We start from the raw sequence: 24894 nt of genomic DNA, 5'->3' as shown, positions 1-24894 counted from the left end.
TTATGTTTAAACGCAAAATTCCTTTAGCATGGTTGCAATTATCACGAGAAAAAGCACGGATGTTAGTAGCGATCGCTGGTATTGCCTTTGCAGATGTGCTAATGTTCTTGCAGCTTGGTATTCGTGAAGCTTTATTTGATGGTGCAGTACAATTACACAACAGTTTAGAAGGTGAGATTGTACTAGTTAGTTCTCGGTATAAGGCTTTGATTTCTCTTGATCAATTCTCGCAACGGAGATTATATCAGGCATTAGGTTTTACAGGTGTGCAATCAGTTAGTCCGATTTATTTAGATTCAGTTCCCTGGAAAAATCCTGATAATCAACAGACTTGGCAAATTTTCGCTATTGGGTTTAATCCCGAAGAAAAAGTAGTTAATTTAACTGGTGTAGAGGAAAATTTAAACTATCTTAGAGAACCAGATACTGTTTTATTTGATCGTGGTTCGCGTCAAGAGTTTGGCAAGATTGTTGCTCAATTTGAAGAAAACAATCAAGTTACAACGGAATTAAATAACCGTCAAATCAATGTTGTTGGTTTATTCAGATTAGGAACATCTTTTGGTATTAATGGCAATATCGTTACTAGTGATGTAAATTTTCTGCGTTTATTTGCTAACAAAAGACGACAGCAAGGATTAATAGACTTTGGACTAATTAAGCTAGAACCTGGAGTTGATGTAAATTGGGTAATTGCTAATTTGAAAGCCAACTTACCCACAGATGTCAAGGTTCTCTCCAAACAAGAGTTAATCGCTCAAGAAAAAAGCTTTTGGAATACTAGCACCCCTGTAGGATTCACTTTTACTTTAGGAGCAATTATTGGTTTTATAGTTGGTGCAGTGATTGTTTATCAAATTCTTTATAGCGATGTTTCTGATCACTTACCAGAATATGCAACACTCAAAGCCATAGGTTTCAAAAATAGATATTTACTAGTCATTGTCTTTCAAGAAGCCTTAATTTTAGCAGCCATCGGCTTTATTCCTGGAATTGCGATTTCTCAAGGGTTGTATATGATTACGCGTCAAGCAACATTGCTACCAATCATGATGACTTTAGATAGAGCCATATTTATATTTATTCTCACAACTTTGATGTGTTCCATTTCAGCATCTATAGCCATGCGAAAATTACAAGCGGCTGACCCTGCTGACATTTTTTAGTTGCTTGTTATTGGGAATTACGAATTATTATGTCATCTGCGATCGCTATTTCTCATCTCAATCACTATTATGGTGAAGGTTCGCTCAAAAAGCAGATTCTTTTTGATATCAATCTAGAAATAAAACCGGGAGAAATTGTCATCATGACCGGCCCTTCTGGTTCAGGTAAAACGACTTTACTGACACTGATTGGTAGTTTGCGTTCTGTACAATCAGGTAGCCTAAAAATCTTAGACAAAGAACTTCGGGGCGCAAGTAAAAATGATATGGTACAAGTGCGCCGCAATATTGGCTATATATTTCAATCGCATAACTTAATGGGTTTTCTCACAGCCCAACAAAATGTCCAAATGCCGTTTGAAATGAATAATAGTGTTTCTTTTCAGGAAGCACAAACCAAAGCCGCCGCTATGTTAACCACAGTTGGCTTAGGAGAAAGACTAAGTTACTATCCTGATGGACTCTCAGGCGGACAAAAACAAAGAGTTGCGATCGCACGGGCTTTAGTGCATCATCCTCAACTAGTATTAGCCGATGAACCTACAGCTGCGTTAGATAGTAAATCAGGAAGAGATGTAGTCAATTTAATGCAGCAATTAGCCAAAGAACAAGGCTGTACAATTTTGTTAGTCACTCACGATAACCGGATTTTAGATATTGCCGATCGCATCATTCACATGGAAGATGGTTATTTAGCAGGACTTACAAGTATGAGAACAGAGAATTATCATTAGTAAAAGTTTTTCTTGATCTTCCCCAATCCTCAGTTATTTAATTTTGAATTTTGACCCTTCACTTCGTTTGAGGGCATGATTTTGAATTTTGAATTGATTTGTCCCCAATCCCTACGCTCTCAGAGTTAAAATAAGAATCTACGTGAATTTCTTGAATTTGTAATATTATGACTGTTGCTACGAGTGTAAAAACTGAGTATGAAGCGATTATTGGTCTAGAAACCCACTGTCAGCTAAGTACGAATACTAAGATTTTCTCTAATAGCTCTACAGCGTTTGGTGCTGACCCCAATACTAATATTGACCCAGTATGTATGGGTTTACCAGGCGTTTTACCTGTACTCAACCAAAAAGTTTTAGAATATGCGGTTAAAGCAGGGCTAGCGTTAAATTGCCAAATCGCTAAATATAGCAAATTTGACCGTAAACAGTATTTTTATCCTGATTTGCCGAAAAATTATCAAATTTCTCAATATGACCTGCCCATTGCAGAACATGGTTGGTTAGAAATTGAATTGGTAGATGCAGAGGGAAACCCCACGCGCAAACGAATTGGGGTGACGCGGTTGCACATGGAAGAAGACGCAGGTAAATTAGTACACGCAGGTAGCGATCGCCTTTCTGGTTCTACCTATTCTTTGGTAGACTACAATCGCGCAGGTGTACCATTGGTAGAAATTGTTTCTGAACCAGATATCCGTTCTGGACAAGAAGCCGCCGAGTATGCCCAAGAATTACGCCGGATTGTGCGCTATCTCGGTGTCAGTGATGGCAATATGCAAGAAGGTTCTCTACGCTGTGATGTCAATATTTCTGTGCGTCCCGTAGGACGAAAAGAATTTGGTACGAAGGTAGAAATTAAAAATATGAACTCCTTCAACGCCATTCAACGGGCAATTGAGTACGAAATTGAACGTCAAATTGCCGCCGTAGAAGCCGGGGAACGCATCGTCCAAGAAACCCGCCTCTGGGAAGAAGGTTCACAACGCACCATCAGTATGCGGGTTAAGGAAGGTTCTAGCGATTATCGCTACTTCCCTGAACCAGACTTAGCACCAATTGAGGTGTCAGAAGCACAATTAACTCAATGGCGCAGTGAAATACCCGAACTCCCAGCCCAAAAACGCCTGCATTACGAGACTGAGTTGGGGCTTTCTGTTTACGATGCGCGAGTCTTGACAGAGGAAGTTTCTGTAGTTGCATATTTTGAAGCCGTCATCGCCGCCGGCGCAAATCCCAAAACAGCCGCTAACTGGATTACGCAAGATATCGCCGCCTACCTCAACAAGCAAAAACTCAGCATCACTGAAATTGGTTTGACTCCCGTTAACTTAGCTGAGGTGATTAAGCTGATTGAAAGCGGCAAAATTAGTAACGCCCAAGCCAAACAAAAGTTACCAGACTTGCTAACAGGTTTATCTCCCGAAAAAGCCTTTGCAGGTCAAGAACTCATCACAGATTCTAGTGTACTAGAACCCATCGTTGAAGAAGTCATCGCCGCCAACCCCAAAGAACTAGAAAAATATCGTAACGGTAACATCAACCTCAAAGGCTTCTTCGTCGGTCAAGTCTTGAAAAAGACCAACAAACGGGCTGACCCCAAACTAACTAACGAATTGGTAGAAAAGAAACTGAATGGCTAATATCAGTATTTTCTCAGTCATATCTTCACAATATTTTTACCAAAACTACAGAAAAGGCAGTGTTAAATCTGACACCTAAAAAGCTATTCTGTTTGTATTAGATACACCCTGATGATCTGGAGAGTTACCCAAGTGACTCTCCTTGTTTCTTAACCCAGCGTTTCCTGTAGGTAATTAAGATAACAATTTTTTGCGGACATCATAGACCTGTCAACCAAACTAAATAATTGAATACCTTTGTTGATTAGCGTGTCACTTCTACTGTGATGAGAATGATACAAGAACTCTTGAATGATATTGCGTCAATAGTAATTAAAGCTACCATCAATAATTCTGATGGTCATGATTTCAGTATCCTCAGTGAAATTTCTTAATATTATTTATACAAATAATAAATAATGGGTGTTACACCTCAGTGCAGAAGTGCTATACTGTGCTAAGTAGATGCACCCTGATGATCTGGAGAGCTGCCCAAGTAGCTCTCCTTTTTTGATATATAGGGGATTGGGGACTGGGGACTGGGGAGATTAACCTGTTGCATCCTTAAATTTTTTTGTAATGACGAATTACGAATTACGAATTACGAATTACGAATTAAGCATTACGAATTGGTATAATCGCCAGTCAAGCTGCTAATTAGTTGTAAGGGTGGGAAAAATGGCAGACTGGCAGGAAATTACTGGTGGAGTTACAGCACCGAAAGGATATAGAGCGGCAGGTATCACCGCAGGGTTAAAACCTTCGGGATTGCCTGATTTAGCTTTGATAGTATCAGATGTAGAAGCGATCGCAGCTGGTGTATTCACCACCAGCCAAGTTAGAGCCGCCTGTGTAGATTATTGTCGCCAACACTTGCAAAGCAAAGCTATTGCGCGCGCTATTCTCTGCAATGCGGGACAAGCCAACGCCGCGACAGGTAGCCAAGGTGTGAGTGATGCCCAAGAAAGTGCGGAGTTATTAGCTAAAGAGTTAAATATTACCCCTGAATTGATTCTTTTGGCTTCGACTGGGGTAATTGGTCAGCGTATTAAAATGGATGCCTTACGGGGTGGGATTCCCAAATTAGTAGCAGCACTTTCTGATACTGGTTCAGATACAGCAGCCGGGGCAATTATTACTACAGATTTGGTAACTAAATCCATTGCCCTAGAAACAACTATAGGAGACCGCCCAGTCCGTATTGGTGGCATTGCTAAAGGTTCTGGCATGATACATCCTAACATGGCCACCATGCTAGCCTTTGTTACCTGTGACGCAGCCGTTTCGCCTCATTTATGGCAAGAAATGTTAAGTAGGGCGGCAGATAGAAGCTTCAATTCTATTACTGTAGATGGTGACACCAGCACCAATGATAGCTTAATCGCCTTAGCCAATGGGGAATCCCGCACCCCAGCGATTACTGAGATGGGTGCAGAAGCCGAAAAATTAGAAGCCATGCTAACAGCAGTATGCCAGCATTTAGCCAAAGCGATCGCCCGCGATGGTGAAGGTGCAACCTGTCTTGTAGAAGTGCAAGTCACAGGCGCACATGACGAACTCTCAGCCAGACAAATCGCCAAAACCATTGCCGGTTCATCCTTAGTTAAATCTGCAATCTTTGGCCGTGACCCCAACTGGGGACGCATCGCCGCCGCCGCCGGACGCGCAGATGTAGCTTTTGAGCAAGAAAATCTACAAATTAAATTAGGAGATTTTCTCTTGTTTGAAAATGGTCAACCCCAACCCTTTGACCGCGCCGCCGCCAGTGCATATTTAAAGCAAGCCGCCGCCGGTGCATATCTCAAAGAGGATACAGTGTTAATTTCTGTCAGTGTGGGGAATGGTCACGGTATTGGTAAAGCTTGGGGTTGTGATTTAAGTTACGACTACGTGAAAATCAACGCTGAGTACACCACATAAATTCTATCTGTATTAAACCTCTTGCGTAAATGCTGAAGCTGTCATGTTGAGCGAAGCGAAACATCTCTCATTCAGAATGACACATCTCATTTTCAGACTTTTGCAAGAGGTCTATTGACTCAGAAATCTTTGTATTTGGCTAGCGATCGCTAGCCAATTTTCTATTATATAGCGTTTCCTAATCACATGAAGTATATCATAGCCCCCTCCTTGCTTGCGGGGAGGGGGTTGGGGGTGGGGTTCTTTTACCTCACTAAAGCGAGAACCGCTATATATTCATTTATATGGTACAATTGTACTATATAAATGTAAGTTGACTGCAATCGACAGACAAAACAATATTCCTAGAGGAAATCATATGACAAATAACGAGAAAATCTCCCTGTTAAAACTCATAGAAATTTTGACAGAAAACAGCAACAATATCATTATTAATATCAAGCATTTGCAAGATAATTATCAAAGAACAAGTATCCAACGGATTCAAGGTGTTAGGGATACTAACGGTGAACTTATCCAGCCTTGGCTACGAACAGAGTATATAGATAATGCAGAGTATGTTCGTATGGGTAAATTGGAGTTTAATCGCAACACTGCCACAATTAATATGCTAGTTAAACGTCAAGTTAAGCTAGTAAAATCTGATGACCAAACCCCCATTTTAGAAGTTGCAGGGCTGCTAGTTAATGACTTACACACATTCAATAATTACACAATTGTTAACAATGGTAAGCTTAACATTCAGTCATTAAAAGTCAAAATTAGCAGTAAAAAAACTTTTGAATTACTCAGAGATATTTTAGATACAGTCGAATTTGATTTTCATCGGGAATACACTATTCAGTTAAATAAATTGCCCTTAGTCAGTAACGATGCACAATATCCAAACATTGATGGCTTATTTGATGAATTAGCCAAAATTAAGGTCATTGGTAGTATTATTTCTGCTCATCTCAAAGGAGAATCAGATATATTTGTAGAACCACAATTGGATGAATTGAAAAATCACTACATTTCTAGTCATGTCTACCTAAATTTTCCCACAACTAACGCATATACTAGCCGTCAACAAGCAATAGCTAATGGCACTATTGACTCCCAGACTAGTTATAAAATTGATATTGGCAGCAAGGACATATTGAATCTAAGTAAGTTTTATTCTGCCAACAAATTCCTTGATAAGATGTATCGGATTTATGACAAAAAGACTGGCGAAATTTTTACTAAGCCTAATTTTACAATGGCTTTTCAAGAAAATCTTGCCTTTAGGCATAAGCTACTGTCATCTCGCGTCAAGATCACAAAAGTTGATGAGTTCATGAAAGTAATTTTTGATGACTTTTTAGGGATTGAAAATTACGGAATAGTTACAGCCACTCTATCTAAAATCAATGCTGATAGTTTAGCAGAATTATTGCAGGATAAATCCTCTGTCTATCGTGTCAGCAAAGAGATAATGATAACGGCATTAACTGATGCTAAAACCAAGCTAGAACAATATGCAGATAAAATTTATCAAGAAAAAATTTCTCCCTTAGTGTTTTACATTGGTGCTACTGGGATGTTACCCAAAGAAATGTCAGTACCAGCGATGACTGCAACAGAAATTGTGAAAAGATATCCTGATTTACAGTTTTCTAAATATGAGCGAGAAGGTGAGTTTTTTGTATTAGGCGATAGCGTTATTAGCATATATGCACAACCTGTTTATTATTCTAAGCAGACAATTATCACTGCTAAAACTTCTACCCAGAAATAAATTTTTGGCTAATACCTAAAGTTTATTTAACGACTCCTAGAAAGTAAGTATAACCTAGCAGTTATAACATTTCCTAATCAAATGACATACGTGATAGCCCCCTCCTCGCTAGCCTACGGTGTACACACAAGTGCTACCCGCATACATTTCAGAACCTTGACAAAATTCTCAATTGTCATGTTGAATGTAGCGACAGCGAAATGAAACATCTAGAGACTACGGTGCAAGTCCGAGATTCTTCCTTCCAGTTCCTTCCCTTCGCTCAGGACTCCACTCAGAATGACATTGAAGGACTATAAAGCAAGTAGTTACTGGGATTTTAAGACTTGTGTGTACACCGTAGCCATTAAAAAGGGGGGATCTGAAATGTTTTGCTACACCAATAGGGACTTTTCAAACATCCTCTTAGATCCATGTTGCTAAAATCAATCAAGCCTCTATTATTACAGCAGATCAAAAAATAGCTGATTTCTACCCTTTAGTAATTTGGTAAATCACTATAAAAAAGCTTCTGGTGAAAACTCGTTAAATTACCCTTCAACAAAAAATTAACACCTTCACCAACAAAGTCTTCTTCACAACGAAGAAGTTATCTAAACAAACAAAGGAAAAAACACCATTACTAAGAAAAACATCCGCCCTCAACAAGTTGCCCCTGTACAACGCGAAACCACCGCTACTTCTAAAGATTTAATCGGTCAGGTTAAGTCTTGCACATACTGCGACATCGAGACAAGGATGTGTACTCCTTTTGCAGGAGATGACGCGGAGTAAGTAATTTGACGAAAATATTCCCGCGATGAATTGACGGACAACTTCTGTCAGTTCGGGGGTTGCGGATAGTGGGCATCGTGGGTCGTGTAAAAACCGCGTATCATATCTCCGATTGATTGACGTTGTTTGTGTACTAAAATCATTCCTGAGTGTAGTTGTTCTTGAGACAAGAACACTGTGTGTAAACGATAGAAATCTCGAATGTTAGAACTATACAAAACGCGACCTTGCGACCTTGCCCAAATTAATTATTCTTCATCAGGATAACCCAATCGATTGACACTGAGAGTTGTAATTACATCTACACCGCGATTTTGCAAGGACAGCATGAGAGAACGTCCAGTAGAATCCTCATCCATATATAAGCGAATCAGGCTCATGCTAGCTTTCCAGCTTTATGTAGGGCTTCTATGCGATCTCCTTCTGCTTCTTCTTCAGCAATGTCAGCATCAATTTCTTCCCGATTGATATGATAATACGCCAAGGCTGCATAAACCTGTCCCAAGGTTAGATGACTAATTTGCTCGGCAATTTCTTCTGCACTGTAACCTTGTTTATACCAAATCGCAATTCGTCGCACTGTGACACCAGTTCCGGCAATAATCGGACAGCCCCCATGAATTTCAGGGTGACGGGTAATCAGAGTGCCAATATCAGTAATAGTAGTTGACATAGTTGGTTATGAGTGCTGTTTGGTTATCTATTTTAGTATTCTTGAGGAAATTGGCAAGATAAGAAAAATATGAAAACAGTTGACAAGAATAACTTAAAGGCTAACTTATTAGAATTTTTGCAACTTGTAGAGTTAGAAGGTGAAGAGATTTTAGTTGTTGATGGAAATAAACCAGTAGTGAGAATTTCCCCCTATCAAACAACCCCAAATACCGAAGAATTGTTTAAAAATATGCGCGGTAAAGTCAATTATTATGAAGATTTAACTACCCCAACTATAGAAGAATGGCTGGAAGTATAAAAATTGTACTTGACACCTGCGCCCTTATCTGGTGGAGTTTAGATCCAGATAAACACAGATTCTATTTTGCACTAATTTGTAATTCAACTCGTTGTCCGAGTACCGCTAAAGTCCGTTCCATTGTAGATAATTTTGTGGCGTGGTGGGGACTTAGAATACGTCTAACTTCCTTTTCATGGATATTAAGAGTAGAAGCAAGCTCAACTTTGCTCATACCCTTTTCACACATTGCTAAATATAGTGCAGCTTTTAATGCTGTCTGCGCTGGTACTGCTACTAAATGCTCCCTATTTTTGGGTTGTGATGGTTGGGGTATTTCTAATTTATCATCAATACGCAGAGCGATAGATTCTTCTAAGCAGTCAGCAGCTTCATTTAGTGCTTGTTCTAGAGAATCTCCTTGAGTAATAGCTTCTGGTAAATCACGAAATGTCACCACAAAGCCACCATCTTTTTCATCAGCAGTCAGCAGGGCTGGATATACAAATCGAGTCATAATAATCCCAGTATTAAAGTTCATGTTCTTCAATTCCCAGTTGATTTAACATAGCTTTGAAAGTGCCAGTTTTTAATTCATCTTTCGGGTTGCGAACTATGGTAAAACAATCTCCAAAATACAATGTTACGTGGCTTCCCTTACCACGTTTTTGGTCAACGTAGGCTTCAATACCACGCTCCTTTGCTAACTTTTTTACTTTTCTAATAAACTCACTCCCTTTCATAAGCATATTATCGGACAAGATTGTCCGATAGTCAAGATGTAGGTTGAGTTAAGCGACAACCCAAGAAAATTAAATAATAAAATAACCGAAATGTTGGGTTTCCTTAAGTCAACCCAACCTACACAATTTAAATGACATCCTGTAAACCCTTAAATCCTGGAAATACTGATTGGTGACAATTATCTAGTTAGCAGAAGTTACCATCCAAGCTAAAATACCTAATATGACATCAACAGGAGGAAGTGGATAATCAGTAAAATCAATTGTTACAGTTTGTTCTGTTAATTGCAAAAACCGCCAAGCAGTGCCATTAGTGACGCTACCATAAATTGTAGAAATGGGTTGATTATTAATTTCATTAAATTTTTGAGCAGCAATCATTTCCGCAATGCACTGACCAATCCCAGGATTTAAGTCTGCTTTTTTAGCTTCTATAATCATAACCGCCGGTGCTTCAATTTCTAACTGTTCCGGTGAACGACTGAGAACAAAATCACAAACTCCATTCAATCCTAAAGCAGAATCTACAGTAAAATCTGCACCAGAAAATAGACTAATATTTCTTTGTAAAATCTTACGTACTTCTAGTAAAACTGGACTAATTATTAACTCAGAACGTGCTTTTTCACTTCCTGTTGCTATAGCTAATGGTAAACTTTCTGCTAAAAAATCCGTCAGGGTTACACTAGCAGCAATTGGTTGGATTTCTGGCAGAAACTTCTTATCTTCAATGGTGTTTATACCAAAGGTCTGCTTGACTTTTTTGAGGGTAAAATCACTGTATGCCATTATGTAATTCTTGCCAATAACGATGTAAAATTAATGTGAAAATCAACCAACAGCAAAACCTGTATATTGTCTCACCAAAGGTTCATGAAATGCTAAAACAATATCTTCTTTAGGAACACCTAATTTAACTAACTCATCTGCTATACCAATTTCAGTTCCATCATGTTGTATCCAAATCTTATTATCTTTAATATCCAAATGCAAAACACAACCATAAGTACGCCTTCTGTTTTTCCACCCAACATACACCAATTGATAATGGTCATGAACCAAATCCGAAATAAATTGTTTTTCAATTTCAGAATTTGCCGAACTTGGTTGAGCATATTCCGTTAACAATTGTTGGATATAACCACGATATTGTTCTAATTTATCCATGTTATAATCACCTCATTTACTGGATCATAAACAATAATTTTCAGTTGAGAACGTTGTAGCACCATCTGAATAAACGGTAAAGTAAAAAAACTTTGATAAGTACCTAAAGGCACAGCCAAATACAAAATTCGTTCTGGTTCTTTTGCTTCAAGAGCAATCTGATAATTGAAACATTGGCCAACTGCTGTATGAAATTGAGAAATATTGGATGATCCTACAAAACTCTTAATCTCAACTGCTATCTTATTCTCCTCTCTTTCGGCTGCCAAAATCTGATCTGCACCTAAATCAATGTACATTTCAACACCACCGATTTCAATTTCAAGAGGATCATCTGTAATCACCCAACCCTCTTTTTCTAACCCTATCCTAACAGCATCATGAAAAATATCTTTAGCTGGCATTAACTTTTAAAAATAAGACTTTTTACCCACTATCATAACACCAATTATAACACCAACAAAAACTATGCCTAACCTGACCGACATCCCCGGAATACCCCAAATTTGGACACGCACAAAAGGCGACCCCCAGATTAAAATTGCTATCCTTGACGGTGCAGCAGATTTAGAACGCAGTTGTTTTCAAGGCGCAAATTTTAGCCAATTTAAACCTTACTGGTCAGAAGATATTGAACTTAACGAAGAATATTATTATTATCTCAACTTATCTTTAGAATTTAACGAACAACAAAAAGATAAAAAAGACGACCCAGACCACGATAAAGAAGAAGCGAAAAAAGAACGAGAAGCATTTTTTGCCCCCTTCCCCGAAGCCATTAGACGACGGATAGAATTATCAAGTCATGCTACTCATATTTCTAGCACGATCTTAGGGCAACATGGCACACCAGCCCCAGGCATTGCCCCTTTATGTACAGCATTAAATATTCCTATTTCCTTCGCTGGTGATGATTTTATTTCCCCCGTCAACCTCACCCACGCCATTAATACAGCTTTGCAATGGGGTGCAAATATCATCCATATCGCCGCTTGTCACCCCACCCAAACCGGAGTAGCCCCAGATTTATTTGCCCGTGCTGTCAAACAATGCCAAGACAATAATATGTTAATAGTTGCCCCTGGTGGTAATGATAAAGGGGAATGTTGGTGTATTCCCTCTATTCTTCCAGGTGTGATTACCGTTGGTGCAATACGCGACGATGGCCAGCCGTTTAAATTTAGTAATTACGGGGGAGAATATCAAAATAAAGGGGTGATGGCTAACGGCGAAAACATCTTAGGCGCACAACCGGGAACAGAAGAACCCACCCGCCAAAAAGGAACAAGTTGCGCTGCACCTATTGTTACAGGTATTTCTGCATTATTAATGAGTGTGCAACTGCAACGAGGTGAACAACCCAACGCGGAAGCAGTGCGGGAAGCGATTTTAAATAGTGCTATTCCCTGTAACCCGGAAGAAGTGGAAGAACCGGAACGCTGTTTACTAGGTAAGTTGAATATTCCGGGGGCGTTTCAATTATTGACCGGAGAAAGGTTAGAACCTCACCCCCAACCCCTCTCCTACAAGGAGATGGGAGTCAATGAACCTCACCCCCAACCCCTCTCCTACAAGGAGATGGGAATCAATGAACCTCGCCCCCAACTCCTCTCCTACGAGGAGAGGAGAGTCAATGAACCTCACCCCCAACCCCTCTCCTACGAGGAGAGGAGAGTCACAACCGCAGAATTTACTCCCCCCTTCCCTCGTAGGGAAGGGGGGCTGGGGGGGGCTGGGGGGTTAGGTCAAGTAGCAACCATACCTCAAAGCGTTACCCCTAGTGCGGCTTCTAAACTGGTTTATGCTTTGGGAACTATCGGTTATGACTTTGGTGATGAAGCCAGAAGGGACTCCTTTAAACAATTAATGCCAGCAGTAGATATTGACGGTGCAATTATCCCTGCTAACCCTTATGATGCCCGACAAATGGTTGATTATTTGTCAGAAAATCCCACGGAAGCTAAACCTTTAATTTGGACTCTCAACCAAGAACTGACTCCTATTTATGCTTTAGAACCTGTTAGCGGTTTTGCTGCTGATATCTATGAAACTCTGGTTTTAATATTAGCGGGACAAATTCAACCAGAAGATAGTGATGATTTTGTGGAACGGGTGAGTATTCCCGCAAGATTAACAGATAGAAGTGTAGAGTTATTTTCTGGTCAAGTTGTGCCTGTAATTACTCTAACTAATACCAGGGGAATGTATGGCTGGAAAGTCAACAGTTTAGTAGATGCAGCTTTGCAAACTGTGATTACTGAAGCCACTGCACCACCGGAAGAAATAGCAATGCGAAAGGCTTTGAGTAGTTTCTTAAATCGAGTTTACTATGATTTACAAAATTTAGGACAATTTGCTAAAGACCGGGCGTTAAATTTTTCTGTAACTAATGCTTTCCAAGCTGCTTCGAGTTTTGCCCAAGCTATTTCTACAGGAATGCAGCTTGATAGTATTGAAGTAGAAAAAAGTCCTTTTTGTAGAATTAATAGTGATTGTTGGGATGTAAAGTTAAAGTTTTTTGACCCCGAAAATGGAAGCAGGGCGAGGAGAGTTTTCCTATTTACTATTGATGTTAGTGATAGAATCCCTGTAACTTTAGGTCAAGTTCGCTCTTGGTCTGTGCGGAAATAATTCTGACTTGTAGTAAACTCAATGCTCTAACAGAATAAACGGCTTAGTAGGGTGCGTCAGTGCGAGAAAACCTAACTATACCAAGAGGTTATTCATACTGACGCACCCTACAGTTTAGACTAACAAGAAGCGATCGCCGATATCCATCTACTCAAAGTGCGATCGCTCGTAGTCAGCGAAGCCCATTGAAGAGAATGCAGTAACTAACTATACACGATGTTTATTTCCTCAGAGTGCTGCACTATTTAGCAATCTTCATTTTTACAATAGAAAAACATTAAGTTTCCAAGTTTTAATTAGTTGCATAAACAGCAATGCTGATACATATGAGTGAATAGAAGATACAGATTTACTCATATGTATCAGTAAGGTATAATGAAGAACATTACAAAGTCGCTTTTGGGTTTGGCAATTGTTTCGGCAAGTTTAGTATTGGGGTCTAGTTCTACTAAAGCTGGTCAAATTGCTGGTGAATGGTTCTTTGGTTTGTGGGATTGTAATATTGACGGTAGACCAGCCCAAATGCAATGGAAAGTAGTAGATGATCCACAAACTAGTTGCAGTGGTGGTGTCTGCTCTACTACGTCTGGAGTGCGTCTTGTTGGGAGGTTTAGTGATAATGGTAGTGCATGGATTCCCCTAGGAAAGCGTTTTTCTAGCAGACAAAGACAGGATTTAGGTATTCGTTATTTAGGCGCAGAGCAAGATAATTGGTATCTCAGATACAACAGTCAGACTAAGATCGCAGATGGTTGGACAACATGGCGGCGCAATCGCTACCCACTACAATGTCGCAATCGCAGATAAGTAAAACGACTTGAAAAAAACAATTTATGTTAAGTAATGTAAAAAAATAGGATTGATTTCGTAGTAAGGACTTTATACCGTTTCTTAATGAAGATGCGCTTTATTCTGGACTGTAGAGACGTTGCATGCAACGTCTCTACATCATTTATTTGGTGCGGACGCAAGTAGCCCAGTATGGGGTGTTGATTTTAGCTTACTTGATTCCGGCAGTGGCGATCGCCTGGAAACTTACCGGTAATCCCAGTCCCCAGTCCCCAGTCCCTAATGACTAATAATTTGAATTTTACTTGCTGCTTTCGTCGCTTTGTCTCTAGCTTCTTGCACATTATCAGCCTTAGCTAAAGCTACCCCCATACGACGATAAGGATGGGCGGTTGGTTTACCAAATAATTTAATATCTACATCTTTTTCTGACAAAGCTTCAGCTACACCTGTAAAAGTAATAGAGTCTGATTTTTCTGAAGCTAAAATCACCGCACTAGCTGAAGCCCCCAACAGTTCTATATGAGGAATTGGTAAGCCTAAAATTGCCCGCAGATGTAACTCAAATTCGTTGAGATTTTGGGAAATTAATGTCACCATGCCCGTATCATGAGGACGGGGAGAAAGTTCAGAGAAAATTACCTCATCTTTGGTGATAAAAAACTCTACACCAAAAATACCCGCACCCCCTAAAGCATCGGTGACTTTTTTCGCTATTTCTTGGGCTTGTAATATTTTATCTGGTGATATTTCTGCGGGTTGCCAAGACTCTTGATAATCGCCTCTTTCTTGCCGATGTCCAATGGGTTCACAGTAAATTGTCGGGTCATTCCACTGTTTAATTGTTAGCAGTGTAATTTCGATTTCAAAGTTAATAAACTCTTCGATAATTACCTTTTGACTGTCGCCTCTAGAATTTGCGATCGCATAATTCCAAGCCTGTTCTACTTCATCTCTATTTTGGACTACAGATTGCCCTTTTCCAGAGGAGGACATCACAGGTTTAATCACATTAGGAAACCCAATTTGATCGGCAACTGCAATTAATTCTTCTAAGCTGACTGCATAACCATATTTAGCAGTTCTAATGCCTAATTCTTGATGGGCTAATTCCCTAATTCTGTCGCGGTTCATTGTGTAATTAGTCGCGGCTGCTGTGGGGATCACAGTTATCCCTCGCTGTTCAAATTCCAGCAGTTTCTCCGTCCTAATTGCTTCAATTTCTGGGATGATCAAGTCAGGTTTATGCTGAGTGACTACAGCTTCTAAATCATCAGCACTCAGCATTGATATGACTTCACAACAATCAGCAACTTGCATCGCTGGTGCATTAGGATAACGGTCAACTGCTATCACATAATTACCGAGTCGTTGCGCTGCAATTACAAATTCTTTGCCGAGTTCCCCTGCACCCAATAACATAAGTTTTTGGGGGAGTTTGATGGAGTTAATCATTGACTTGTCCGCACCAGTATGAATCTAGCAATCTGATAATTGTTGGGATGTTAATTAATCATCTGCCAAATAGTTAAACCTAGCTCCACGCAGTTGTAAATCTTTACGTTGCTGCTTTGTCAAGCCGTTACCTAAGCCCATCTGACACTCATCAACTAGTGCATCTAACCAAATAGTCTCATTGAGTGCTGCTCCTCTTAAATCTGCCTTTCTCAAGTCAGCTTTGGTAAAATTGACAAAAATAAGGTCGGCATTTAATAGACTACTACCTTGTAAGTTTGCCCCTGTTAAATTACCCCGAATCAAATTCACCTCATTTAAAATCATCCCCGATAAATCAGCCCCAGATAAGTTAGGGAATTTGACTTGACTAGGATTTTGCAAAAATTCCATCACACAATTGATGTTGGCATCATTGAGACGTATTTTAGTCAAAAAATGGTAGCGTCCTAAGCCTAATTCTTGGAGAATTTGTAGACGTTGTGGCGGAGTTTGCTCTAAAAAGTGAATAGCGTTTGAGCGGAGGTCTTGAGTATGATGATTGATCATGATCATTACTTGGCACTATATCTAACTATTGGATGCACGGCTAAAGTTATCTATAGCCAGGTGAACAAAAGTAACATGAGAACCCAGTCAAATCTCCCACTCAGACAAAGGGTAACATCTGACTTTCATGACTACGGCAAACTTTTGGTAAACTCAGTTGCAGAATTGTTAAAGAATTAGTTTCCCTTGGTGATTCCCAGACAATATAGTCTAACTATCCCCAGGTTCACATTTTTTCCAAGTAGTGTCTGTGTCATTTGAGGTTTTCCCAGCTTTAGGGTCCAGAAAACCAATCCCTAACGTGTCTGTGGGTAGTATAGTAATCAATCTCCCCTCATATGTACGCTCCATGTCTAAATCACGATTTACTTGACAAATATGCTTATATTGTGCATCATTCAATGCCAAGGTTGGTAGTAAATTTTGCCTTAGAGCGTTCATTTTACTCTCACCCATTCTCCGAAGACTCAATCTCAGCTAATTCTAACCAGCGTTCGGTAGCGTTATCAATTGCTTGTTTGATCCTCTCTACTTGGTCGTAGAGTTGTTGGACTTGGGTATAATTGCCGGGAGAGACTTTTACTAGTGCTTGTTCAGCAGATGCTTTGTCAACCTCTAACTGAGCAATTTTGCCTTCTAGCTGCTGAAATTCCCGTTTTTCCCAATTAGATAACCTGCGTCGCTTTTTATTTTCTACATCTTTAGTTTGGGATGTAACTTTTGATTCTTCAGAATTTTTTGTTTTTTCTTTATTGTTGGTGGTGTTTTGTTGTGCTTCTTCGGTTTTCCTATAGTCAAGATACACCGAATAATTGCCTGGATATGAGCGCAGGTTTCCATCTGCTTCTAATGCGAATATTGTATCGACAGTGCGATCTAAAAAGTAGCGATCGTGGGAAACTACGATGACACAACCGCTAAAATCTTCTAGGTATTCCTCTAATACTGCCAATGTCTGTACATCCAAATCATTGGTTGGTTCGTCTAAAATTAGCACATTCGGCGCACCAATGAGGATTCGCAACAGAAATAACCGCCGTTTCTCACCGCCTGAGAGTTTATGAATGGGAGCGTACTGTTGATTCCCCGGAAAGAGAAACCGTTCTAACATCTGGGAAGCAGTGATTTTAGTCCCATCGGCAATTTTGACGAATTCACCCTCTTCTTTAATGTAGTCAATCACGCGCTGATTTTCATCTAAAGCTGTGAGCAATTCTTCAGAATGTTGGTCAAAGTAACCGATGTGAATGGTAGAACCAATTTCTACACTACCCTGATCTGGCTCTACCCGTCCAGTAATTATATTCATTAATGTGGACTTACCTGCACCATTACCGCCGATGATCCCCAGCCTATCTTCGGGGCTAAATTCATAGGTAAAGTCATGAATGAGGGTACGCCCATTATAGGATTTAGAAATATTATTTAGTTCAATAACTTTTTTGCCAATGCGACGGCCGACTGTAGAGATATCGACCTTACCCTGAACTTGTTTGAACTCAGTTTCGCGCATGGCGTGAACGCGTTGAATCCGGGCTTTTTGTTTGGTACTACGGGCTTTTGGCCCCTTTTTTAACCATTCTAATTCTCGGCGTAATACACCCTGATGTTTACGTTGGGTGCTAATAGCTGATTCTTCTGCTAAGGCTTTCTTTTCGAGGTAATATGAATAATTACCTGCGTAGGTGTAAATATCACCTCGGTCAATTTCTATAATCCGATTGGTGACTTGATCTAGAAAATAGCGATCGTGGGTGATTAAAAACAGTGCGCCGCGAAAGCGATTAAGATAACTTTGTAACCATTCTACAGACAAAGCATCGAGATGGTTGGTTGGCTCATCCATCAGCAATACATCTGGCTCTGCTAGTAAAGCAGTTGCTAAGGCAATACGTTTACGATAGCCTCCAGATAAAGTCCCAATTACTGCATCAAAATCAACAATTCCTAATTTAGTCAGGATAATTTTAGCGTTGGTTTCTAATTCCCATGCGCCAGTTTCGTCCATGCGCTGCATGACAACAGACAGGCGGGACATTAACTGATTATCTTCTGGACAGTGCGCTAGTTTATCAGAAATTTCTTCATACTCTTTGACCAAGGCCATTTGTTCGCCACTGTCAGCAAAAATTTGCTCTAAAACTGTGCGGGTTTCATCTAAATCTGGCTGTTGGGGTAAGTAAATTATTTTAGAACCAGAGTTGCAGGTAATTTGACCACTATCAACTGGTTCTAGTCCAGCAATCATTTTTAATAAAGTTGATTTTCCAGAACCGTTTGTGCCGATTAAACCCACTTTGTCAGTAGCATCTAAACTAAAACTGGCATCTTTTAAAATTTCTTTGATTCCAAAGTCTTTTTTAATTGATTGTAGGGTGATGATACTCATAGAATTTTAAAAGAAACCGTTGAATTTATTGCTGATTTGGTGTTGGGCGTGAATAGAGATTTTGGTTGAAGCTCACGCTCCAGACGCGGAGTTGCAGAGAGGAGATTTGAGAGAATTTTTGAGTATTTACCAAAAATTTAGTATAAGTAAAGATGAGGTGCATTTATTTATTTTAACGCACCTCATCTTTTTGCCTAATTCTAGACAAATAAGTCCAGGGGTAGATGTCCATACATTTCGTTGATGCCTCCTTCTGCATAAGATTGACAAGAGACTAATACGCCGCGATGATGTCCTGCGTAGGAATCGAGGTAACATAAGCCATTTTTACCATTTAATTTGATGTAAACTGGCCCTTCTACTACAGGTAAATCAATGGGTACTTCATAACCCAAAGCATGAGAATATGTTCTCATGGCTAGTAGTCCTTCTGCGGCTGTGTCAGCGCAAATTCCTAGTATTTGATAATCAGAAAGTTTGGTGAACAAAATTAATGCTTGGCGTACCAATTCTTTTTCTGATGGTTTAAGAATGGGTGCGATATCTAGACAGTTAAATTTATTGAGGATTTTTTTGGCTTCTGTGGTTGTGAGGTTGGGGTGATTGGGCATTGGCATAGATTGTTTCATGGGTTATTGATTGTTGTTGTGTGTATGAGGTAGGGATAACCGACAGGGAGTTATATGTGATTAGGCAAATTATAGTCAATCTTGGGTATTACCAAGATTGAAAATAAAGGGAACATTACTTTGGGATTCACCACCCATAACTAATACTTTAGGCATTTGCGAGCCGCCATTTCTCCAAGCTTCAATTGCTTCTTTTTGTAGCACTAATTGTCCCCCTTGAGCTTTGAGAGTTTCCGCTAAGAGTCTTTGAGCTTCAGCCCTACCTTTAGCGCGGTTAATATCTGATTGGGCTTCTTGCTCTGCTTCTCGTGCTACATAGACGGCTCTTTGGGCGCGTTGTTCGGCAATTTGTTTTTCTTCTACGGCTCTGGCAAATTCAGGTGAGAAAGTTAGATCAATGACGCTAGTATCTAATACAAGTATCCCATATTTATCTAGGCGATCGCTTAGGGCATTATCAAAGTCTTCCTTGAGTTCGCTTCGTTTAGTAATTGCTTCTTCTACTGTTCTTCTAGCTGCGGCAATTTTGAATGATTCCTGGGTTTGGGGTGCGATGATTTTGGAGACAATATTTTCTAGAGTTCCTTGCTTTCTTCTCACTTCAACTACTTGGATGGGATCAATGCGAAAGTTAATAGCAAACCTAGCTGTTAAATTTTGCAAATCTTTCGTAGAACTTTCGGCGGGAACTTCAAATTTTTGTACGGTTAAATCATACACGTCTATCACGGAAATTAAAGGCGGTTTCAAGTGAATACCCTCTCTTAAAGCACCATCCCTAGCTTTGCCTAAAATACTGATTACTCCTGCTTGTCCTGGGTTGATAATAATAAAAGAATTTAACCCAATAATTACAATTATGGCTAACACAATCCCTAAAACTGTGGTTTGCCAATTCCCTATTTGTTGATTTTTCAAGATTTTATCTCCTTGTGAGTGCTGTTAGCGGTAGCGCGGCGTTTAGCAGGTGCTGAGTTGTGAGTGCTGAGTTGTGAGTGCTGAGTTGTGAGTGCTGAGTTGTGTTAGCGGTAGCGGGGCGTTTAGCCCGTTGTGAATGGTGAGTCAACGTGTACAGATAAGTCTGTTCGCGTAACGTCTCCGTTAGGAAAGGATAGCAAATAGTCAAAATTTTGGCGTTAAACTTACTCAAACAGCCTCCCATTGTTCACTAAGTTGAGAAAAAACCTACCAAATTAAGCGGTTAGTATTCACTACTAATTACTCGTTATACTAAACTACTCACTCACAATTCATCATCGGCTAAAGGCCGCGCTACTGCTAACAGCACTTACAACTCTCTTCCGTGGTATTATCAGGGTCTGGCAACTGTAAACGGCTGTGGCTATAGCATCTAAATCTCATCGGGTATTAAAAGGGCGTAGACATTCCGTACATCCTCTCCGTCGCCTGTTTGACTATGGACACCAGTATCATCAACAAATCTTGTTGGCGGCTGGTTGTTCGGTTTTAAATAAAATTTTTGACCGAAAATAATGGGATACAAGTCCCGTCCTTCTAGGACGGCTTTTTAGGGAGTTTTTTAATGTAGTCCCGAATAACCTCTGAAACCATCCTATTGGTGCTGTCAGCATAGCTTTTAAGTCTCTCAAACTCATCTTCAGAAAGTCGGACTCTCAGGGTTTTTTCTCTCGGCATTGTGGCAAGATTTGTGCTACACTATAGAGGTAGTCTAGCATCGGGCAGGATTCGTCGGTACTGCCCTCGACCCACGACGTAAAGTGATGCTAGTGCGTGAGGAGCGAAAGACCTCTTAAAAAACGCATGGACTCAAAAGAGTGCCGATACCAGTGAAGTTCAATAATTGGCTATCCCAAAAAAACAACGTACCGTAGGGCATACGGGAACGAGGGGAAAGAGAGAAACGGCTTTTTAAGGCACTTTCAGCAAGTACCCGAACGCTTGGGGAGGCAAGCCCACTGGAACTAGTTGCCATAGCTGAGTAATACCACCTTTAGGTAGGGTTATTTGGTGAGGGAGTCGAATTAGCGAGCCTAATTCCTTCTAGCTTTAAGGTGTGCCTATGAATCAAGAATCCTCGTACCTTTAGGTCGAGGAGTGTCAATACAACTATTGTAGTCATTGGCGGTGCATTCTTTGTGTTAGCTCCCAGTTTAGCTTGGATGGCTATCTTAGCCGATGCCATTGATTCTCTTGGATTCAGTGGTGGTTCAAAAATCGCTCGCACCATTTTACGCTGATGTGCGGGACAAAATGGGGTTACTCAATATTTTTAGATAAAGCGACCTCGGCGGTGGATAATAAAACTAAAGCAAGAATTGGGCGATCGCTAAAAAGAATTACAGTGGATAGAACGACAATTGCGATCGCATAGCGTACTGTTAGGTAATCGCATAGCGTACTGTTAGGTAATCGCATAGCGTACCGTTAGGTAATCGCGCATCGTCTTTCCACCATTGGCAATGCTGATTGTAGTTACGAATTAATTATGATGTTTGGTAGTAATCAGCCGGAATCAGGGGATAGCAAGTGGCGTGGCCAGTTGGATAGGTTTGTGAAAGAAAACCAGCAAGACTTGGCTGCACTTTTTTGGGCTTTATGGTTAGAAAATGGTGATAGTCAAGGTACTATAGGCATCGATTTACAGCCTACACCGCATTTTGTTTATTGTCCAAAGGACGCGGTAGAAAAATTAAATAATAATGTTGAGAATCGGCTTCAAGAACTTTTGGGAATTATTGAACATAATCAACCGGAAGTTGAAGTAGTGATGATTGGTATTGGTAAGGGTGAAATTAAGTTAATTCAGTTTGCACCAGAACCAGCACCGCCAGTTTGTTTTGAGCGAGTTGGTAAGGATGTAGATGGGTTGTTAGATTTGCTGGAACAGCGCATGAGTGAGGCGATTTTTGTATAAAACTTAACTAGAAAAGTATAAATTGCTATGGAGTCCTATCAATGTTCGCAAACCCTACCTAAACTTCGTTATAGGTAAGGACTGCGCTCAACATTTTTGTTCAAAATGGGTGAAGTCTCCCGTAGTTTAGGACTCAATCCCCAAACGCTATATTTTGACCGCATTGGACTGATTCCACCTCCCCAGTGTACTGAGGTGGGATTGTCTTTCTTCGTGAGTAAGTTATTACCAATAGAGTAGCCATTGCCCATTGTGATATACGCCGTGACCTTGTAGAGTGATGCGTTCATCACCGGGATTAACTTCAGCGATCGCAGCAATTTGATGCAGTGAATGTCCACAATGGATTACAATTTTACCCACTGTATAAGGATGAACAGTTTTATTTCTAAAGCGTTTCATCACTTCTACATCGCCTAAATGATTGGAGTCGCGACCATCAGTATATTCGTCATAAGTTAAATCCCAAACATTTAGCCCCCCGCCCAATTGAGGCAGTTTAATTGGGAGAGTAAAAGAAATTGTGCGTTGAAAATCTATATTTGCTTGGTCTTGCCAATTGAGATTTTGGTATTGTAAATCAAAATGAACTGATGCTGTTGATTTCGTGAAAATTGCTGGTGTTTCCCAAATATGAAATCCAGGTAGGGCAAAATCAGGGTGATAATTAATTGGTGCTTGTAGTTGTTTTTCTAGGGAATTTATCACTAATGTATAAAGCCAAGCAAAATGTTTTTGCAACAGGGAATTATATTGTTTGGCTCTAGTATAATAATCGCCTGCAAAGTCAGGTATATTTAAGAAATCCAAATAGGATGCTGTGCCCAAAGTGAAAAAACTAGCTGGTTCTTGCCCTCTGGAAATCCAATGTTCTTTTAAGTTTTTAATCGTGGCATAAACTTCAGCACATTGTTTTTCTGTTAAAATTTCATCTGTGAAAACTTGGCTATTGGGGAATTCTTTAATAGTATTTTGTTGTGTCAGCAAGGCTAATAGTGAATCGGTAATCCGTCCTTCATCTCTAATATCATAGCCATCATATCCCGGCATCGGATTAGCTTCTAAACACCAGTATTGATGGTCTTCTGTAACTTTAAAATCCCAGCCAGCAAACTGTAAACCAAAAGCTGCTGTAGCCTGAATAATTTGTTGATTTAAAGACTCAGGTAATTGCCAAGGAGAATATTTTGACTCTTGATAAGAACGGCGATAGTCTACTTGTGAACAGTTAATAATTTCCGCGTGAACCTGATTTCCTACCACATGGGCGCGGACATCTGCACCAGCGACGTATCTTTGTAAATGCACTGGCCCTTGGGATGGGTGAAAATCGAGAAATTCTTCGGGTTCAACTAAGCGACTATCGGCACGAATACCCGATGCAGGTTTAACAATAGTTTTACCAACACTAGCAAAAGCTGCTAATAGTTCGGGATCAGAACTTGTGAGGCTGGGGGGAACATTGAAGCCCCACGATTGCAAAGAATACTCATGCAGGGGTTTAGAAGAATTATCAGTACGACCACCAGGACGATTAATTACCACCCCTGGAATATGTTCTAACCAAACACAAAGCGCGGCTAACAAACTCCGCCAACGCATAGCCGTAGCCATGTCTGATTGCACACTAGAAAGGTCAATAATCCGGCAATAATAAGCACCTTTGGGGTCTAGGGGATATTTTTCTTCGCCTATACTCAGCCAACTCATGCCATCATCAGGAAGTGCCAACCGCCAGTCTCCTGAAAGAATGACATCTCTGAGGTTAATGGATTGTACCTCAATACCGCGCTTGGCAGTTTCGCGGTTAAAATGACGAAAAGTTCGGTCTGAGTCGATGCCAATGGCGTAAATCATGAGAACAGAACCTCCAAGAGTGCGGGAGCAAGAGCAGGCCAAACAAATTGAATTTGTTCCATTAAGGGAAAAGAATCTATCCTGGCAATAGTTGCATCTTCCAGGTTTTCGGAAATACTCCAGGTGACAGTAGCGAATGTCAGGTCTAAATTCCTGATGAGGGAAATACTTTTTTCTTCTAGTGCTAAATGTTCTAAGGGAACGGTGGTGGAACGCCAAGCTTTATCTTCTAAGACAACAACAATTTCATAACCAGGGTCGATATCTGCCCAACGTCCCCGATAAGGCCCTTCACCTTGGGGCGTGTTGGGGTAAGCTGTGGTGTTATAGGTTGCTAAATCTTGCACGTACCATTGTTGATTAATTTTGGGGGTGTGCGGCGGTAGCATTTGAGAGGAAAATATTTCAATGTCGTTTTCCTGACAGCCTGCACGCACTGCTGTTAACACAGAAGAATATGAGGTTTTACCCCAAATACTCTGGGGTGTGGGACGATTAATTACTGGTGATTTATTGAGTGTGGCAGCTGCCCATAAAGTTGAGAGACATTCACCGTAGATAAATGAATCATCAAAACTGGTTCTGATGGTAGATGGTGGTTGAATTCTCAGTAAAATTGGGATGTCAGGGGTGACAAAAACTTGTCCGTCTTCCATACCAATGGAAAATAAACGAGCTGCATCACAGACATCGAGAATATCAGTCTTGTAGCCAGCTTGCTGCACTAAATCGAGAACTTCGGTACAAAAGCGATCGCTGCGATCGCCTACAATTATCAAGTCCATTGTCTTGAATTATTTTAGATATTTTTAATTAGTCAAGAAGGAAAAAGAAAATTAGATACTCCTTTTCCCTTCTGCCT

27 protein-coding genes and 1 pseudogene are annotated in these 24894 nt (G+C 40.3%); 13 read left to right on the top strand and 15 right to left on the bottom strand.

Annotated features, from left to right (window positions below; translation table 11 throughout):
• The first annotated feature begins 2 nt into the window (after nucleotides 1-2).
• The 6 genes from devC (at nucleotide 3) to L6494_RS31120 (ending at nucleotide 7975) form a co-directional block, all read left to right on the top strand.
• Nucleotides 3-1166, top strand: a complete 1164-nt coding sequence (gene devC, locus L6494_RS04540; RefSeq protein ID WP_237991649.1) for an ABC transporter permease DevC — start codon at nucleotides 3-5, stop codon at nucleotides 1164-1166.
• Nucleotides 1167-1195: 29 nt separating this feature from the next.
• Complete coding sequence (locus L6494_RS04535) at nucleotides 1196-1900, top strand: DevA family ABC transporter ATP-binding protein (protein WP_237991648.1); 705 nt, start codon at nucleotides 1196-1198, stop codon at nucleotides 1898-1900.
• A gap of 167 nt (nucleotides 1901-2067) precedes the next feature.
• Nucleotides 2068-3543 (top strand): Asp-tRNA(Asn)/Glu-tRNA(Gln) amidotransferase subunit GatB, encoded by a 1476-nt coding sequence (gatB, locus tag L6494_RS04530; protein ID WP_237991647.1) that lies wholly within the window; start codon nucleotides 2068-2070, stop codon nucleotides 3541-3543.
• Nucleotides 3544-4200: 657 nt separating this feature from the next.
• Nucleotides 4201-5442, top strand: coding sequence for a bifunctional ornithine acetyltransferase/N-acetylglutamate synthase (gene argJ, locus L6494_RS04525; protein ID WP_237991646.1), 1242 nt, complete (start codon nucleotides 4201-4203; stop codon nucleotides 5440-5442).
• A 358-nt stretch (nucleotides 5443-5800) separates the two neighbouring features.
• A complete protein-coding gene (locus L6494_RS04520; RefSeq protein ID WP_237991645.1) occupies nucleotides 5801-7201 on the top strand; it encodes a hypothetical protein in 1401 nt (466 codons plus the stop codon).
• Between the two features lie 618 nt (nucleotides 7202-7819).
• The gene (locus L6494_RS31120; RefSeq protein WP_442947005.1) at nucleotides 7820-7975 is read left to right on the top strand and encodes an anacyclamide/piricyclamide family prenylated cyclic peptide; all 156 of its coding nucleotides are present in this window, start codon (nucleotides 7820-7822) and stop codon (nucleotides 7973-7975) included.
• A 248-nt stretch (nucleotides 7976-8223) separates the two neighbouring features.
• On the opposite strand, the gene L6494_RS30840 is transcribed toward L6494_RS31120, so the two are convergent.
• On the bottom strand, nucleotides 8224-8355 hold the full coding sequence (locus tag L6494_RS30840) for a hypothetical protein (RefSeq protein ID WP_269139281.1): 132 nt from the start codon (nucleotides 8353-8355) through the stop codon (nucleotides 8224-8226).
• Nucleotides 8352-8648 (bottom strand): DUF433 domain-containing protein, encoded by a 297-nt coding sequence (locus L6494_RS04515; RefSeq protein ID WP_237991644.1) that lies wholly within the window; start codon nucleotides 8646-8648, stop codon nucleotides 8352-8354. Before L6494_RS04515 ends, L6494_RS30840 begins: the two co-directional genes overlap by 4 nt.
• A gap of 69 nt (nucleotides 8649-8717) precedes the next feature.
• Between L6494_RS04515 and L6494_RS04510 the strand changes: the two genes are divergently transcribed.
• Nucleotides 8718-8948 (top strand): type II toxin-antitoxin system Phd/YefM family antitoxin, encoded by a 231-nt coding sequence (locus tag L6494_RS04510; RefSeq protein WP_237991643.1) that lies wholly within the window; start codon nucleotides 8718-8720, stop codon nucleotides 8946-8948.
• A gap of 61 nt (nucleotides 8949-9009) precedes the next feature.
• Here the strand turns inward: L6494_RS04510 and L6494_RS04505 are convergent, their stop codons facing one another.
• From L6494_RS04505 to L6494_RS04485, 5 genes are all read right to left on the bottom strand, one after another.
• Complete coding sequence (locus L6494_RS04505) at nucleotides 9010-9444, bottom strand: type II toxin-antitoxin system HicB family antitoxin (protein ID WP_237991642.1); 435 nt, start codon at nucleotides 9442-9444, stop codon at nucleotides 9010-9012.
• Between the two features lie 13 nt (nucleotides 9445-9457).
• Nucleotides 9458-9670: a type II toxin-antitoxin system HicA family toxin gene (locus tag L6494_RS04500; RefSeq protein ID WP_237991641.1), complete on the bottom strand. Its 213-nt coding sequence runs from the start codon at nucleotides 9668-9670 to the stop codon at nucleotides 9458-9460.
• Between the two features lie 183 nt (nucleotides 9671-9853).
• The gene (locus L6494_RS04495; protein WP_237991640.1) at nucleotides 9854-10459 is read right to left on the bottom strand and encodes a hypothetical protein; all 606 of its coding nucleotides are present in this window, start codon (nucleotides 10457-10459) and stop codon (nucleotides 9854-9856) included.
• 42 nt (nucleotides 10460-10501) lie between these two features.
• Nucleotides 10502-10837, bottom strand: coding sequence for a XisI protein (locus L6494_RS04490; protein ID WP_237991639.1), 336 nt, complete (start codon nucleotides 10835-10837; stop codon nucleotides 10502-10504).
• A complete protein-coding gene (locus L6494_RS04485) occupies nucleotides 10825-11241 on the bottom strand; it encodes a XisH family protein (RefSeq protein WP_237991638.1) in 417 nt (138 codons plus the stop codon). Before L6494_RS04485 ends, L6494_RS04490 begins: the two co-directional genes overlap by 13 nt.
• Before the next feature lie 64 nt (nucleotides 11242-11305).
• Here L6494_RS04485 and L6494_RS04480 point away from each other — a divergent pair, with 64 nt between their 5' ends.
• From L6494_RS04480 to L6494_RS04470, 3 genes are all read left to right on the top strand, one after another.
• A complete protein-coding gene (locus L6494_RS04480) occupies nucleotides 11306-13468 on the top strand; it encodes a S8 family peptidase (RefSeq protein WP_237991637.1) in 2163 nt (720 codons plus the stop codon).
• Between the two features lie 375 nt (nucleotides 13469-13843).
• A complete protein-coding gene (locus tag L6494_RS04475) occupies nucleotides 13844-14275 on the top strand; it encodes a DUF6006 family protein (RefSeq protein WP_237991636.1) in 432 nt (143 codons plus the stop codon).
• 125 nt (nucleotides 14276-14400) lie between these two features.
• A complete protein-coding gene (locus tag L6494_RS04470) occupies nucleotides 14401-14547 on the top strand; it encodes a hypothetical protein (protein ID WP_237996322.1) in 147 nt (48 codons plus the stop codon).
• On the opposite strand, the gene purT is transcribed toward L6494_RS04470, so the two are convergent.
• The 5 genes from purT to L6494_RS04445 all read right to left on the bottom strand — a co-directional run bounded on the left by purT (nucleotide 14537) and on the right by L6494_RS04445 (nucleotide 20197).
• On the bottom strand, nucleotides 14537-15712 hold the full coding sequence (gene purT / locus L6494_RS04465; protein WP_237991635.1) for a formate-dependent phosphoribosylglycinamide formyltransferase: 1176 nt from the start codon (nucleotides 15710-15712) through the stop codon (nucleotides 14537-14539). The genes L6494_RS04470 and purT overlap by 11 nt on opposite strands.
• Nucleotides 15713-15766: 54 nt before the next feature.
• Nucleotides 15767-16261 (bottom strand): pentapeptide repeat-containing protein, encoded by a 495-nt coding sequence (locus L6494_RS04460; RefSeq protein ID WP_237991634.1) that lies wholly within the window; start codon nucleotides 16259-16261, stop codon nucleotides 15767-15769.
• Nucleotides 16262-16709: 448 nt separating this feature from the next.
• The gene (locus tag L6494_RS04455) at nucleotides 16710-18650 is read right to left on the bottom strand and encodes an ABC-F family ATP-binding cassette domain-containing protein (RefSeq protein ID WP_237991633.1); all 1941 of its coding nucleotides are present in this window, start codon (nucleotides 18648-18650) and stop codon (nucleotides 16710-16712) included.
• A 200-nt stretch (nucleotides 18651-18850) separates the two neighbouring features.
• On the bottom strand, nucleotides 18851-19267 hold the full coding sequence (locus L6494_RS04450; protein ID WP_237995798.1) for a DUF1824 family protein: 417 nt from the start codon (nucleotides 19265-19267) through the stop codon (nucleotides 18851-18853).
• 87 nt (nucleotides 19268-19354) lie between these two features.
• Nucleotides 19355-20197 (bottom strand): prohibitin family protein, encoded by an 843-nt coding sequence (locus L6494_RS04445; protein WP_237991632.1) that lies wholly within the window; start codon nucleotides 20195-20197, stop codon nucleotides 19355-19357.
• Nucleotides 20198-20617: 420 nt separating this feature from the next.
• Between L6494_RS04445 and L6494_RS04440 the strand changes: the two genes are divergently transcribed.
• Nucleotides 20618-20773, top strand: a complete 156-nt coding sequence (locus L6494_RS04440; protein ID WP_237991631.1) for a hypothetical protein — start codon at nucleotides 20618-20620, stop codon at nucleotides 20771-20773.
• Between the two features lie 584 nt (nucleotides 20774-21357).
• Nucleotides 21358-21526 (top strand): annotated as a pseudogene (locus tag L6494_RS31115) (ABC transporter ATP-binding protein); the annotation flags it as partial.
• Here the strand turns inward: L6494_RS31115 and L6494_RS04430 are convergent.
• On the bottom strand, nucleotides 21518-21676 hold the full coding sequence (locus L6494_RS04430) for a hypothetical protein (RefSeq protein ID WP_237991629.1): 159 nt from the start codon (nucleotides 21674-21676) through the stop codon (nucleotides 21518-21520). The pseudogene L6494_RS31115 and the gene L6494_RS04430 sit on opposite strands and share 9 nt — an antisense overlap.
• Nucleotides 21677-21746: 70 nt before the next feature.
• On the opposite strand from L6494_RS04430, the gene ccmS reads away from it, so the two are divergent.
• Entirely contained in the window at nucleotides 21747-22175 is a 429-nt protein-coding gene (ccmS, locus tag L6494_RS04425) for a beta-carboxysome assembly chaperone CcmS (protein WP_237991628.1), read from the top strand.
• Between the two features lie 225 nt (nucleotides 22176-22400).
• Here the strand turns inward: ccmS and L6494_RS04420 are convergent, their stop codons facing one another.
• Together L6494_RS04420 and L6494_RS04415 are read right to left on the bottom strand one after the other, a co-directional pair.
• The gene (locus L6494_RS04420; protein ID WP_237991627.1) at nucleotides 22401-24032 is read right to left on the bottom strand and encodes an ATP-grasp domain-containing protein; all 1632 of its coding nucleotides are present in this window, start codon (nucleotides 24030-24032) and stop codon (nucleotides 22401-22403) included.
• Entirely contained in the window at nucleotides 24029-24817 is a 789-nt protein-coding gene (locus tag L6494_RS04415) for a hypothetical protein (RefSeq protein ID WP_237991626.1), read from the bottom strand. Before L6494_RS04415 ends, L6494_RS04420 begins: the two co-directional genes overlap by 4 nt.
• Nucleotides 24818-24894 lie beyond the last annotated feature (77 nt).

The sequence above is a fragment of the Nostoc sp. UHCC 0870 genome (assembly GCF_022063185.1).
Lineage (GTDB): Bacteria > Cyanobacteriota > Cyanobacteriia > Cyanobacteriales > Nostocaceae > Trichormus.
Note: the sequence above shows the minus strand (reverse complement) of the source record. Positions and strands in the feature narration are given on the sequence as shown.